This window comes from Leifsonia sp. GW821-FHT13C09 (assembly GCF_058806435.1).
Map to the genome: position 1 here is coordinate 126663 of NZ_JBXAPS010000006.1, position 13419 is coordinate 140081.

General features: G+C 71.0%; 13 protein-coding genes. 3 read left to right on the forward strand and 10 right to left on the reverse strand.

Features of this window, described 5'->3' with window-relative positions; translation table 11 throughout:
* Together AC1ROW_RS18015 and AC1ROW_RS18020 are read left to right on the forward strand one after the other, a co-directional pair.
* A complete protein-coding gene (locus tag AC1ROW_RS18015; RefSeq protein WP_493020371.1) occupies positions 1 to 2088 on the forward strand; it encodes an ABC transporter ATP-binding protein in 2088 nt (695 codons plus the stop codon).
* A 77-nt stretch (positions 2089 to 2165) separates the two neighbouring features.
* Positions 2166 to 2462: a hypothetical protein gene (locus tag AC1ROW_RS18020; protein WP_493020373.1), complete on the forward strand. Its 297-nt coding sequence runs from the start codon at positions 2166 to 2168 to the stop codon at positions 2460 to 2462.
* A 233-nt stretch (positions 2463 to 2695) separates the two neighbouring features.
* On the opposite strand, the gene AC1ROW_RS18025 is transcribed toward AC1ROW_RS18020, so the two are convergent.
* Together AC1ROW_RS18025 and AC1ROW_RS18030 are read right to left on the reverse strand one after the other, a co-directional pair.
* Positions 2696 to 2977, reverse strand: coding sequence for a Fe-S cluster assembly protein HesB (locus tag AC1ROW_RS18025; protein ID WP_493020375.1), 282 nt, complete (start codon positions 2975 to 2977; stop codon positions 2696 to 2698).
* A 124-nt stretch (positions 2978 to 3101) separates the two neighbouring features.
* A complete protein-coding gene (locus AC1ROW_RS18030) occupies positions 3102 to 3644 on the reverse strand; it encodes a type 1 glutamine amidotransferase domain-containing protein (protein ID WP_493020376.1) in 543 nt (180 codons plus the stop codon).
* Between the two features lie 55 nt (positions 3645 to 3699).
* Here AC1ROW_RS18030 and AC1ROW_RS18035 point away from each other — a divergent pair, with 55 nt between their 5' ends.
* Positions 3700 to 4524 (forward strand): aldo/keto reductase, encoded by an 825-nt coding sequence (locus tag AC1ROW_RS18035; protein WP_493020377.1) that lies wholly within the window; start codon positions 3700 to 3702, stop codon positions 4522 to 4524.
* A 205-nt stretch (positions 4525 to 4729) separates the two neighbouring features.
* Here AC1ROW_RS18035 and AC1ROW_RS18040 read toward each other — a convergent pair whose 3' ends face one another.
* From AC1ROW_RS18040 to AC1ROW_RS18075, 8 genes are all read right to left on the reverse strand, one after another.
* Entirely contained in the window at positions 4730 to 6880 is a 2151-nt protein-coding gene (locus AC1ROW_RS18040) for a S9 family peptidase (protein WP_493020379.1), read from the reverse strand.
* Between the two features lie 316 nt (positions 6881 to 7196).
* The gene (locus tag AC1ROW_RS18045; RefSeq protein ID WP_493020381.1) at positions 7197 to 8162 is read right to left on the reverse strand and encodes an ROK family protein; all 966 of its coding nucleotides are present in this window, start codon (positions 8160 to 8162) and stop codon (positions 7197 to 7199) included.
* Positions 8159 to 8905 carry a copper homeostasis protein CutC gene (locus AC1ROW_RS18050; protein ID WP_493020383.1) on the reverse strand — a complete coding sequence of 249 codons (747 nt, stop codon included), beginning with the start codon at positions 8903 to 8905 and terminating at the stop codon, positions 8159 to 8161. The genes AC1ROW_RS18045 and AC1ROW_RS18050 overlap by 4 nt, the downstream gene beginning before the upstream one ends.
* A complete protein-coding gene (locus tag AC1ROW_RS18055; RefSeq protein ID WP_493020385.1) occupies positions 8902 to 9909 on the reverse strand; it encodes an asparaginase in 1008 nt (335 codons plus the stop codon). The genes AC1ROW_RS18050 and AC1ROW_RS18055 overlap by 4 nt, the downstream gene beginning before the upstream one ends.
* On the reverse strand, positions 9902 to 10834 hold the full coding sequence (locus AC1ROW_RS18060; RefSeq protein ID WP_493020387.1) for an amino acid ABC transporter permease: 933 nt from the start codon (positions 10832 to 10834) through the stop codon (positions 9902 to 9904). The genes AC1ROW_RS18055 and AC1ROW_RS18060 overlap by 8 nt, the downstream gene beginning before the upstream one ends.
* Positions 10831 to 11475 (reverse strand): amino acid ABC transporter permease, encoded by a 645-nt coding sequence (locus AC1ROW_RS18065; RefSeq protein ID WP_493020389.1) that lies wholly within the window; start codon positions 11473 to 11475, stop codon positions 10831 to 10833. The genes AC1ROW_RS18060 and AC1ROW_RS18065 overlap by 4 nt, the downstream gene beginning before the upstream one ends.
* 106 nt (positions 11476 to 11581) lie before the next feature.
* Positions 11582 to 12535, reverse strand: coding sequence for a glutamate ABC transporter substrate-binding protein (locus tag AC1ROW_RS18070; protein WP_493020391.1), 954 nt, complete (start codon positions 12533 to 12535; stop codon positions 11582 to 11584).
* 56 nt (positions 12536 to 12591) lie between these two features.
* Positions 12592 to 13344: an amino acid ABC transporter ATP-binding protein gene (locus AC1ROW_RS18075; protein ID WP_493020393.1), complete on the reverse strand. Its 753-nt coding sequence runs from the start codon at positions 13342 to 13344 to the stop codon at positions 12592 to 12594.
* Positions 13345 to 13419: the final 75 nt, after the last annotated feature.

Consider the following 13419-nt stretch of genomic DNA (forward strand, 5'->3'; position numbering starts at 1 on the left):
ATGGCGCGCCAGAAGAAGAACCGCACCGCCGGCCGCCGCGGTGCCGCCGCAGAGCAGGACGGCGTCCTCACCGAGGCCGGGGTCCAGACGGCGATCGACGAGCTCGAGTTGGAGTACGAGTACGAGCCGACCGAGGGCGACGGCGACATGTTCGGCGGCACGCCCGCCAAGAAGGCCGAGCACTTCTGGCCGTCGTTCAAGCGCCTGCTCGGGCTGCTCAAGCCCGAATGGCTCGCCATGTCGTTCGTGACCCTGCTGGTCGTGATCTCGGTGGCGCTCATCGTGATCGCGCCGAAGGTACTCGGCCAGGCGACCGACGTCATCTTCAACGGGTTCATCGGCAGTCAGCTCCCGAAGGGCGCCTCGCTGGATCAGGTGATCCAGGGGCTGCGCGCCCAGGGCAACACGCAGTTCGCCGACATGCTCGCCGGATCGCACGTCGTCCCGGGTCAGGGCATCGACTTCACCGCCCTCGGCCGCCTCCTGATGATCGTGCTGGCGATGTACCTCGTCGCGTCGCTGCTGCAGTGGTGGCAGGGCTACCTCCTCAACGGCCTGGTGATGCGCGTGATCTACCGCCTGCGCGCCGACGTGGAGGCCAAGCTCAACCGGCTGCCGCTCAGCTACTTCGACACCCGGCAGCGCGGCGACCTCATGTCGCGCGTGACCAACGACGTCGACAACATCCAGACGGCGTTGCAGCAGGCGTTCTCGCAGCTCATCCAGTCGGTGCTGACGGTCATCGGCATCGGCATCATGATGTTCATCGTCTCGTGGCAGCTCGCCCTCATCGCGCTCATCTCGATCCCGCTGTCCGGCGTGATCGCGGGCGTGATCGGCTCCCGGTCGCAGAAGCTGTTCAAGCAGCAGTGGAGTTCGACCGGCGCGCTCAACGGGCACATCGAGGAGTCGTACTCGGGGCTCGACCTGGTGCGCGCCTTCGGACGCGACGCCGTCATGCTCGAGGAGTTCGACAAGCGCAACGAGAAGCTGTGGAAGTCGACCGTCGGCGCTCAGTTCGTGTCCGGCATGATCATGCCGGCGATGAACTTCGTGTCGTACCTCTCCTACGTGCTGATCGCGGTCGTCGGCGGGCTCCGGGTCGCCTCCGGTCAGATGACGATCGGCGACGCGACCGCGTTCATCCAGTACTCGCGGGAGTTCTCGCAGCCGATCGGCCAGATCGCGGGCATGGCGAACATGCTGCAATCGGGTGTCGCCTCGGCGGAGCGCACGTTCGAGTTCCTGGATGCGGAGGAGCAGTCCGCCGACGTCGAGAGGCGGCACCTCCCGGAGCGGGCGGACGGCCGCGTCGAGCTCGAGAGCGTGGACTTCTCGTACGACCCCGAGACCGAGCTGATCCGGGACCTCTCGCTCTCGGTCGCGCCGGGCCACACCGTGGCGATCGTCGGGCCGACCGGAGCGGGCAAGACCACGCTGGTCAACCTGATCATGCGGTTCTACGAGCTGAACGGCGGCACCATCCGCCTCGACGGCATCGACACCACGGACCTGTCCCGGGCCGAGCTGCGCGGGCAGGTCGGGATGGTGCTGCAGGACGCGTGGCTGTTCTCCGGCACGATCCGCGAGAACATCCGCTACGGCCGGCTCGACGCGACCGACGAGGAGGTCGTGGCGGCGGCCAAGGCGACGATGGTCGACCGGTTCGTCCGCCAGCTCCCCGACGGCTACGACACGAAGATCGAGGCCGACGGCAGCAACGTGTCCGCAGGCGAGCGCCAGCTGCTCACGATCGCGCGCGCGTTCATCGCGAACCCCTCGCTGCTCATCCTCGACGAGGCCACCTCGTCGGTGGACACCCGCACCGAGCTGCTGGTGCAGCACGCGATGGCCGCGCTGCGCAGCGACCGCACCTCGTTCGTGATCGCGCACCGGCTCTCCACGATCCGCGACGCGCACACCATCCTGGTGATGGAGCACGGCCGGATCGTGGAGCAGGGCGACCACGCGACGCTCCTGGCGAAGAAGGGCGCGTACTACGACCTGTACATGACCCAGTTCCGGGGCGCGGCTGCCGAACAGGAGACCGAAGCTGATACGGAGGCCGCGGAGGTCCCGACCGCGTAGCTGCGCTCCGCTTACTCCGAATCGTTCGAAAAGTGAACGAGTTGAGCCGGTGCGGGAGCACGTCGTAGAACAGCAGTATGACGATGGACTCCCGCGCCGCGCTTCCGCCCGGTCCGACCTACGACTACGGCGGCCACAGCGTGTGGATCGTGCCCGAACCGGACTCGAACACACGCTGGCGGGTGATGGAGGACGACGGCTACCTCGGGACCATCGCCACGGCCGATCCCGTCAAGGGCGAACCGGAAGTGCACTTCGCCGTGCACTTCGCGGGTGAGGAGGACATCCCGCCCACCAAGATCGTCCCGCTGTGGACCACGGCCGTCGAGTTCCTCATCGACGCCGGCGAGCCGCATGAGCCACCGGTGACCTGACCCGCGGGGACACGGACTGGTGTGCGGGCGGAGTCGGGGTTGAGCGTCCGCCCGCACACCACCACGAAAACACGGGCCTAAATCCTGGTCGACACGATTGACAACCGCCAGAAGCCGTGGTTGGACGCAGAAGCCGTGCCCGGACGCGACCCGGCCCCGGTGCTCAGGGCACCGGGGCTGGGGAGGCGGGCGTCGCACGGACGCCGGCTTCTGGTCGTCGCGTCAGGCTCCCGCTAGGCGAGGGCGCCGATCGCGAAGCTCACTGCGCCCTGGTCGTCGACCTGGGCGTCGAGCACCTTGTCGTCGAGGGCGACAGCGGCGCCCGGCTCCAGGAAGAGCCGTGCCCCGTCGGACTCGACCACCTGGTCGGCCGGCTCCGGCTCTGGCGTCACGGCCGCGGCGAACGCAGTGTGCTGCGGGTTGCTGCTGCTGATGCGCAGCCCGGCGTCGTCCTGCGGCGCCTGGTCGGTGAGGGTCTTGACGATCGTGCTGGCGTTCTCGGTCAGGGTGAGCACGTGCTCTCCTTTCGTTGTTCCTCCAGGAGTGCCCCACATTCCCGCGGTCCGTGCCGGAGGGCAACCCCACCTCCGCCATTGCCAGGAAACGTTCACGCGGTGCGGAGGCGGGGCGCAGCCTCGGTCAGGCGATGAGCTTCAGAAGCTCTCGGTTGAACGCGGGGAGGTCGTCCGGCTTGCGGGACGACACGAGCGTGAACGGCCCAGAGTCGACCCGGACCTCCTCGTCGACCCAGGTGGCACCGGCGTTGCGGTAGTCGGTCTGCAGGCTCGGCCAGCTCGTCAGCGTTCGCCCGTCGACCACTCCCGCCTCGATGAGCACCCAGCCGCCGTGGCAGATCACCGCGATCGGCTTTCCGGCGTCCGCGAACGCCTTCGTCAGGGCGACGGCCTCCGGGAACGTCCGCACCTGGTCGCCGTTCGCGACGCCGCCGGGCAGCACCAGCACGTCGAAGTCGTCCGCCGCGGCGGCGTCGAGGGTGAGATCGACCGCGAACTCGTCCGCCGGCGTCAGGTGGTTGAACGCCTGCACCGTCCCCGACTCCTTCGAGATCAGTTTCGCGGTCGCTCCCGCGTCGGTCACCGCCTTCCACGGCTCCGCCAACTCCGCCTGCTCGATCCCCTCCGGACCGACCAGGAATGCCACCCGCTTGTCGTCGTAGGCCATTTCGGCTCCTTTCGTCTTCCCCCTCTGTACGCCGGGGCCGGAGGAGAATGAACCCATGCCGAACATCCCCCAGGTCGCGCTCAACGACGGCAACCGCATCCCGCAGCTCGGTTTCGGCGTCTACAAGATCCCGGAGGCGGAGACGGTGGACGCGGTGCTGGCCGCACTGGAGGCCGGGTACCGGCACATCGACACCGCGACGTTCTACGAGAACGAGCGCGCCGTCGGCGAGGCCGTGCGGCGCAGCGGACTGCCGCGAGGCGAGGTCTTCGTGACGACGAAGGTGTGGTGGACCGACAACGGCTACGACTCGACGCTGCGTTCGTTCGACACCAGCCTGGAACGCCTCGGCTTCGACACGATCGACCTGTTCCTCATCCACTGGCCGGCTCCGCGGCACGACAAGTACGTGGAGACGTGGCGTGCGCTGGAGCGTCTGAAGGCGGAGGGCCGCGCCCGGTCGATCGGCGTCGCCAACTTCCACATCCACCACCTGGACCGGCTGGCCGCCGAGACCGGGACGGTGCCTGCGGTGAACCAGGTCGAGCTGCATCCGTGGCTGCCGCAGCGCGAGGTGCGCGCGTACGACGCGGCGCACGGGATCGTGACGGAGGCCTGGTCGCCGCTCGCGCGCGGTCGCGTGCTGGACGATCCCGTGCTCGCCGGCCTCGCCGCGAAGCACGGCGTGACCCCGGCGCAGGTGGTCATCCGCTGGCAGCTCCAGCTCGGCAACGTCGTCATCCCGAAGTCGTCGACCCCGTCCCGCATCCGCGCCAACCTGGACGTCTTCGGCTTCACCCTCGACGCCGACGACCTCGCCGCGATCGCCGCCCTCGAGTCGGGCGAGCGCACCGGCAAAGACCCCGACGACCTCGGCTGACCCGCCGCGCGGTTGCCACCGGAGGACGTCCGCCCACCCCAACCCGCAAATCGCAGCCACCGGAGGACATCCGCCCTCCCCGGGCCCCGGTCCCCTCCGTTACCGACGCCGCAGTTACCGGAGGACATCTGCCCTCCCCAGCCCCCGATCCCCTCCGTTACCTGCGGAAGGGCGGGGTGTCGGCCCCGATCTCCTCCGTTGCGCGCTACTCCCCGGTCGGGTGCGCCCCCACCACGTCCAGCAGCCACGCCAGTGAGAATGCGCGCTCGCGCCACGCGGCGTACCGCCCCGACACCCCGCCATGGCCCGCCGCAATCTCGGTCTTGAGCAGCGCGTCGGCGCCGACCTCGCGCAGCTTCGCCACCCACTTCGCCGGCTCGACGTACAGCACGCGGGTGTCGTTGAGGCTGGTGACGGCGAGGATGCGCGGGTACGTGGTGCGGTGGATGTTCTCCACCGGCGCGTACGACTTCATGTAGTAGTACACGTCCTCGTCGTGCAGCGGGTCGCCCCACTCGTCCCACTCGATCACCGTCAACGGCAGCGACGGGTCGAGGATCGTCGTCAGCGGGTCCACGAAGGGCACCTCCGCCAGCACGCCAGCGAACAGCCGCGGCGCGAGGTTGGCGACCGCGCCCATCAGGAGGCCGCCCGCGCTGCCGCCCTGCGCGGCGAGCTGCGACGGCGTCGTCCAGCCCTGGTCGACCAGGTGCTTCGCGGCCGCGACGAAGTCGGTGAACGTGTTCTTCTTGTGCAGCTTCTTGCCGTGCTCGTACCAGAGCCTCCCGAGCTCCCCGCCCCCGCGCACGTGCGCGATCGCGTACACCACTCCGCGGTCGAGCAGGCTGAGGCGCGGGATGCCGAACGACGGGTCCATGCTCGCCTCGTAGGAGCCGTACCCGTAGAGCACGAGCGGCGCCGGCTCGCCGGGTGTGACCAGGTCGCGCCGGTAGACGAGCGAGATCGGGATGCGCGTGCCGTCCTCCGCCGTTGCCCACTCCCTGCGCTGCTCGAACAGCTCAGGCTCGAACTCGCCGAGGACCGGCTGCTGCTTGCGCAGGGTGAGTTCGCGGGTCCGCACGTCGTAGTCGTAGACGCTCGACGGGGTGACGAAGCTGCCGTAACCGAGGCGGAGGAACGGCTGCGTCCACTCCGGGTTGCCGCCCGCGCCGACCGTGAACAGCTCCTCGTCGAAGTGCAGCTCGTGGAGGACGTCATCCACCTCGCCCGCCAGGCTGCCCTCGGTCGGTGCGGGCAGGCACGCGACCGCGAGCCGCGTCATCCCCTCGCGGCGGTACTCGAGCGCGACGAAGTCGCGGAACGCGTCCACCCCTTCGATGCGCACGGCCGGGTCGTGGGGGAGCAGCGTGCGGCGCGGCCCCTGCGGGTCGTCGGCCGCGACGCTCACCAGCTCGAAGTTGACAGCCCCGTCGTTGTGGACGATGAGCAGCCGGTCGCGCCCGCCGGCGACGACGTGCTCGATGTCGTACTCCACTCCCTCTTTGCGCGGCCAGACGACCCGGAACTCGCCCGTCGGGTCACCCGCGTCCAGCAGCCGGCTCTCGCTGGTGATGTTGGAGCCGGCCTCGATGACCAGAAACCGCCGGCTGCGGGTGAGGCCGACGCCCACCCAGTACTTCTCATCGGGCTCGTGGAAGACCTGCGCGTCGGTTTCGCCGTCCGGGGCCTGGCCGACCCGGTGCCGCCACACAGTGTCCGGCCGCCAGGCGTCGTCCACGGTCGTGTAGAAGATGTACTCGCCGCTCGGGTCGAAGAGCGCGCCGGCTCCTGTGCCGGCGATCTCGTCGGGGAACGTCGCGCCGTCGTCCACCAGCGACCGCACCCGGACGGTGTATCGCTCGTCGCCCTCGGTGTCGACGCCGTAGAGCAGCCGGCTGCCGTCGGCGCTGACGTCGAAACTGCCGAGCGCGTAGAAGTCGTGCCCCTCCGCCTCCGCGTTGTCGTCGAGCAGGACCTGCTCGCCCGGGAGGCCGTGCTGCTGCGCGTGCTCGTCCAGCGCCGGCGGCTCCCAGTCGTCGGGGCCGGCGATGGGCGCGCGGCAGTGGATGCCGTACTGCTTGCCCTCGACGGTGCGTGTGTAGTACCACCAGTCGCCCTCGCGGGTGGGGACGCTCAGGTCGGTCTCCCGGGTGCGGGACTTGATCTCGTCGAAGATCTGCTCGCGCAGCACGGCGAGCTTCTCGGTGCGCGCGTTCGTGTACGCGTTCTCCTCGTGGAGGTGAGCGATGACCGCCGGATCGTCCTTGTCGCGCAGCCACTCGTAGTCGTCGACGACCACGTCGCCGTGGTGGCTGCGCTCGGTCGGCTTCTTCGCGGTGATCGGCGGGGTGAGCATCCCACCAGGCTACCCAACGCGCCGGCCCGCGGGGCCGCCCGCGCGACGCGAGCGTTCGGCACGAATCGCGACTCTCGCCTGGCCATTCGCGACATTCGGCACGAATCCGCGGGCGCCCGCAGGGCAGCACGCGGCAGTGCGAGCGCGCGACATTCGTACGTAATGTCGACTTCAGCGGCGGGACTCGCGACATTCGGCACGAATGTCTGCGGCAGCGCGCAGCGCGGGGTGAGGGTGTCTGCATTCCTCACGACTGTCGACTTTGGCGGCGCCATTGGCGACATTCGGCACGAATGTGCGCGGCGGCGCGGCGGCGCTAGCGTGCGGCGGTGAACGCGAGCAGGCCCGCGCCCGCCCGCCCGGCGTCGCCGCCGAGGCCGCTGCGCACGATCGCCGGCCGCTCCCGCCAGGCGAGCCCTGCCGACACCGCGCGCTCCAGCGGGTCGAACAGTGCGTCGCCCGCGTGCGAGACGCCGCCGCCCAGCACGATCACCTTGGGGTCGAGCAGCAGGGTGAGGATGGTGAGGCCCTGGGCGAGCACGTCGACGGCCTCACCCCAGATCCGGTCCGCGAGCGGGTCGCTGCCGAGCCGCGCCACGATCCGCCGTGTGCTGAGAGCCGCGCCGCCGGCCTCCCGGTAGCGGCGCGCGACGCCGGCGCCGGACATGTAGACCTCCAGGCAGCCGCGCTGGCCGCAGGTGCACTGCTCGCCGCCGGCGATCACGGGGATGTGCCCGAACTCGCCCGCCGCGCCGGTCGCGCCGGTGATGGTGTCGCCCGCGGTCACGAGCGCCGCGGCGACGCCGGTGCCGATCGGGACGAGGACGAAGTCGTCGGAGCCCTGGGCGGCGCCGAAGGTGCGCTCGGCCAGCCCGGCCGCGCGCACGTCGTGGCCGACCGCCACCGGCAGGCGCAGCTCGCCCTGGAGGATGTCGTGCAGCGGGACCTCCCTCCAGTCCAGGTTGGACGCGTAGTGGACGATGCCGCGCTGCTCGTCGAGCATCCCGGGAGTGGCCACCCCGGCGCCGACGACGTCGAGCCGCGTGGCGCCGGCGACGCCCCGGAGGTCGTGGAACAGCGCCACGAGCGCGTCGAGGATGGCGCTGCCGGGCGTGGGCCGGGTGAGTTCGGCGACCACGGCGCCGCCCTCGGCCACGACGGCGCCCTTCATCGCGGTTCCGCCGAGGTCGACCGCGAGCACGACGGGCGCTCCGGGCTCCGGGGTCGGACCGCCGTCGCCCTGCTCGTCCGCGAGCGCGGCCGTCACGGCCGTCCCGCTCATGCCGCGGCCTCCCGCGCCGCCGCGACGACGGCCGCGACCATCGCCTGGGACGTCACCTGCCGGTGTCCCGGGTCGTAGGCGCTCGTCGCGAGCGAACCGCTCGGCGCCGTCGCGGCCGCCCGCAGGTGCACCTCCCGCACACCGGTCCGGCGTACCAGCTCGGCCACGTTCCCGGGCCGGACCCCGCCGCCGGCGAGCACCACGATCCGCTCCCCCGCCTGGGCCACGAGAGCGGCCAACTCGTCGGCGCCCTCCACCGTGGAGGCCGCACCGCCGGAGGTGAGGATGCGCGCCACCCCGAGTGCGGCCAGCTCCTCCAAGGCCTTGGCGCGGTCCGGCACCTGGTCGAAAGCCTTGTGGAAGGTGACCGGCGCGTCCCCGCACGCCGCGACCAGCGCGCGGGCCGCGTCCAGGTCCACCGACCCGTCCGGCCGCAGAGCGCCGATCACGAAGCCGACCGCCAGACCCTGCGGGTTGGGCAGCGCCCGCACCGCGTGGATGTCGGCCACCATCGCGGCGAGCTCGTCGGCGTCGAACACGAAGTCGCCGGCCCGCTGGCGGACGAGGACGTTGATCCCCATCCGCGCCGAGAGCCGGAGGGCGGTCGCCACGGTGCCGATCGACGGGGTCAGGCCGCCGTCGGACAGCGCGCTGCACAGCTCGATGCGGTCGGCGCCCGCGTCCTCGGCAAGGCGGACGCCGGCGAGATCCTCGAGGCAGATCTCGACCAGCACTCCGCTCACGCGACGCGCTCCAGCGCCGCCGCCAGGTCGGCCCCGACCTCGATCCGCCCGACCGGCACGCCGCCGCCGAGAACAGGGAGGTCGACCAGTGATCCCGCGCCGGAGACATCCGTGCCCAGCGCCTCCAGCACGCGGAGCGCGATCAGCGTCGTCGCGCGTGGGCTGCCGTCCACGATCTTCATCGCCACCGCGGTCCCGTCGGCCGCCGCGACCCCGATCACGCCCTCCGCACCGCCCTTGGCCAGCGCGCCGGGGACCGTCTCCATCAGCGTCGAGTTCTGGTGCCCGCTGCCGCCCACGTAGAACGGGTGCGCGCGCATCGCGTCCGCGACCGCGCGCGACGGCGTGCCCGGCGCGGCGGTGACGAGCCGGCCGAACGACCGTGCGACCCCGCGCACGGTCGTCCCGAACAGCGGCGCGCCGCACCCGTCGATCGCGTCGTGCCCGACCGGAACGCCGGTCAGCTCGGCCATCGTCTCGCGCACGTGCTGCTGGACCGGATGCGCCGGGTCGAGGTAGCCGTCCGTCGGCCAGCCGTTCACGGCCGCGGCCAGCAGCATGGCCGCGTGCTTGCCGGAGCAGTTCATCCGGATGCGCGTGCGCGGCTCCCCGGCGCCGATCATCCGCTCGAAGGTGCCCTCGTCCTCCGGCCGGTCGACCGGGCAGCACAGCGCCGACTCGTCGACGCCGGCCGCCGCCAGGATGTCGCGGACGACGCGCACATGCTCGTCCTCCCCGGTGTGGCTCCCCGCCGCGATCGCCAGCGACGGCCCGGCGAGCGGCGCGCCCGCGGTGAGGCACGCGAGCGCCTGCAGCGGCTTGACCGTGCTCCGGGGGAGGACCACCGCGTCCGGGTCGCCCAGCTCCAGCAGCGTCCCGCCGTCCGGATCCAGCGCCACGAGGCTACCGAAGTGCCGGCTCTCGATCAGCCCGGAGCGGCGGACGGCGGCGAGCTCGGCGAGACCGGGCACGGTGTGGGAAGTGACGGTGGCGGTGCTAGACATGGGTCTCTTCCTGGTGCTGGGCGGCCGGCAGGGCCGGAAGCGCGGGTTGTGCGGAGACGCGCCGCCGGGGTCCGCGCTGCAGGCGGGAGGCGAACGCCGAGAGGCTGCCGTTGACGACCAGGTAGATGACCGTCACGGCGACGTAGGTCGGGATGAGCAGATGCAGGTACGACGCGAGCACCTGGCCGCGGTAGAGCAGCTCCGTGAACGCCACGATGTAGCCGAGCGACGTGTCCTTCAGGAGGCTGACGAACTGCGTGACGAGCGACGGCGCGACGTTCCGCGCCGCCTGCGGGAGCACCACGAAGCGCATCGCCTGGCCCGGCCGCATCCCGAGGCTGAGCGCCGCCTCGCGTTGACCGCGGGGGAGGCTCAGGATGCCGGCGCGCACGATCTCGGCGAACACGGCCGAGTTGGCGATCGTCAGCGGGACGGCCAGCTTCCACAGCACCGGGAGGTTGATCCCGAGCTGCGGGAGGCCGAAGAGCATCAGGTAGATCACCAGCAGCACGGGGACCGTGCGGGCGATCTCGATGTACAGGCCGCAGAGGAACCGTACCGCGCGCAGCCGGCTGATCCGGCCGAGCGCGAGCAGCACGCCGAGCGCGCCGCCGAGCACGGCGACGATCGCGGCGGCCTCCAGGGTTCCGAGCAGCCCGACCAGCAGGTAGTTCCAGATCGGCCACTCCGTGAACGGCGCCCAGCGCTCCGGCGCGAGCTGCCCGTGCGACCCGAACTGCCAGAGGCCGTAGCCGAGCAGCCCGGCGATGACGAGGCAGCTGAGCACGGTGCCGATCAGGATGTTGCGGCGCCCGCGCGGCCCCGGCACGTCGTACATGAACGCGGCGGCATATGCCTTCCGCGGACGCTTCGCACGTCCGGCGCGCACCGGCGCGGGACGGTCGGGGATGAGCTGTGCGGTCATCGGGCGATCGCCACCTTCCGCTCCACCCAGCCGGCGGCCAGGCCGATGGCCAGCGCGATGGCCATGTAGAGGATTCCCGCGCTGGAGAAGATCAGGATGGGTTGCGCCGCGACGAGGTTGATCTTGTTCACCTCGGCGGTCAGCTCCACGACGCCCACGGCGGCGGCGAGGGCGGTGTTCATCGCGAGGGCGATCATCACGTTGCCGATCGGTTGCACCACCGCGCGCAGCGCCTGCGGCACGACGACGAGCCGCAGCGACTGGCCCAGCGTGAAGCCGAGGGCGCGGGAGGCCTCCACCTGCCCGACCGGCACGGTGTTGACGCCGGAGCGCACCGCCTCGGCGACATAAGCGGCCTCGTAGACGGTGAGGACGATGATCGCGGTCGGCGTCAGCGGCAGCAGGAGGCCGGCGTCCGGCAGCGCGAACACGGCGAGCAGCAGCAGCGCCAGCAGCGGCACGTTGATGAAGAACTGCACGTACAGGAAGGCCGCCGCGCGCAGCACCGGAATGGGGCTCACGCGCGCGATCGTGACCAGCACGCCGAGCACGATCGAGCCGACGCCGGCCACGACCGCCATGAGCAGTGTCGTGCCGAGGGCCTGCAGCAGCGGCCCGAGGTTGTCGATCAGGGGGTTCATCGCTCGCTCACTCGTGAGGACGGTCTGAGGGGGAGCGGGCGGAGTCGGTCGACCGGCTCCGCCCGCCGGGGTTCCCCGGCTCGCGGCCGGGGAACTCTGGGTCGGGTCAGGAACCCGGGACCGAGCCGATCTCCGGCGCGGTCGGGATGGCCGAGTCGGTCACGGTGCCGAGCGTGGTCTTCCACGCCTGGCCCCACTGGCCGCCCTTCTGGATGGTCTTCAGCCAGGTGTTGACGAACGACTTGAAGTCGCTGTCGCCGTGCGGGAGGCCGATGCCGTAGGGCTCCTTGGTGAACGGCTGGCCGACCACCTTGATCTGCTTCTCGCTGGCGGCGTCGCTGGCGAGCAGCGTGTAGTCCTGCACGTAGGCGTCGCCGCGGCCCTGGATGAGCGCCTGGACGGCGGCCGGGTCGGTGCCGAACGCGGTGACCGTGGCCTTCGGGGCGATCTTCGGCACCTCGGTGACGGCCGGCGTGTTCGCGCCGACGATCACGGTCTTGCCGTCGAGGTCCTTCTCGCTCTTGATGGTCTTGTTGTCGCTCTTGACTGCGACCGACAGGCCGGACTCGAAGTACGGGCCGGCGAAGTCGACCTGCGTCGCGCGCTGCGGGGTGATCGTGTAGGTGTTGAAGACGACATCGACGGTGCCGTTCTGCAGCATCGCCTCGCGGGTCTCCGACGCCGGCGGAACGATCTCCACGTTCGGCTTGCCGAGGATGTAGATCGCGAGCAGCTTGGCCAGGTCGGCGTCGAAGCCGGTGACCTTGCTGGGGTCGGTCGGGTCCTGCTGCGACAGCAGCGGGGCGTCGAGCGCCTCGGCGACGATGAGCTTGCCGCGCTTCTTGATCTTCTCCATCGTGGAGCCGGGGATGATCGCGGCGGTCTTGGCGACGGGGGCGCCGGAGAAGACCGTGTCGGTCTTGGCCGTGGAGCCGGCTCCGTCGCCGGGGAGGGCTGAGGTGCCGGAGGAGCAGGCGGTGACGGCGAGCGTCACGGCCGCGAGCAGGGCGCCGGCGAAGGCGGCCCGGCGGCGGGGCGTGCGGGTCGTGCTGCGGGTCATTGCATCCCTTTCTGTGTTCGGACGATGTGGTGCTGTGGAACGTTGGTGCGGCGGCGTCAGTGCGAGAGCACGGAGGCCAGGAACGACTTGGCCCGCTCGGTGCGGGGCGAGTCGAAGAATTCGGCGGGCGTCGCCTGCTCGACGATCTGCCCGTGGTCCATGAAGACGACGCGGTCGGCGGCGCGGCGGGCGAAGCCCATCTCGTGGGTGACGACGATCATCGTCATCCCGTCGCGGGCCAGGGAGGTCATCACGTCGAGCACCTCGCCGACCATCTCGGGGTCGAGGGCGCTGGTGGGCTCGTCGAAGAGCATCACCTTCGGCTGCATCGCGAGCGCACGGGCGATCGCGGCGCGCTGCTGCTGGCCGCCGGAGAGCTGAGCAGGGTGGCTGCCCGCCTTGTCGGCGATGCCCACCCGGTCGAGCAGTTCCATGGCCTGGCGTTCGGCCTCCGCCTTCTTGGCCTTGCGCACCTTGATCGGCGCGAGGGCGACGTTGTCGAGGACGGTGCGGTGCGCGAACAGGTTGAAGGACTGGAACACCATGCCGACCTCGGCGCGGAGCCGGGCCAGCTCGGCGCCCTCTTCGGGGAGCAGTGCGCCGTCGACGCGGATCTCGCCGCCGTCGATGGTCTCCAGCCGGTTGATCGAGCGGCAGAGGGTCGACTTCCCGGAGCCGGACGGCCCGACGACCACGACCACCTCGCGGGGCGCGACATCGAGATCGATCGAGCGGAGGACGTGCAGGTCGCCGAAGTGCTTGTCGACGCCGCGCAGGCTCACCATCGGGCGAGCGTTCGGTGTTTCCATCGGGTTCCTCGTATCGTCATCGGTCGGGATGCGATGAGCGTACTAAGTAACTCATGTTCTTGCAATTTCGAATTT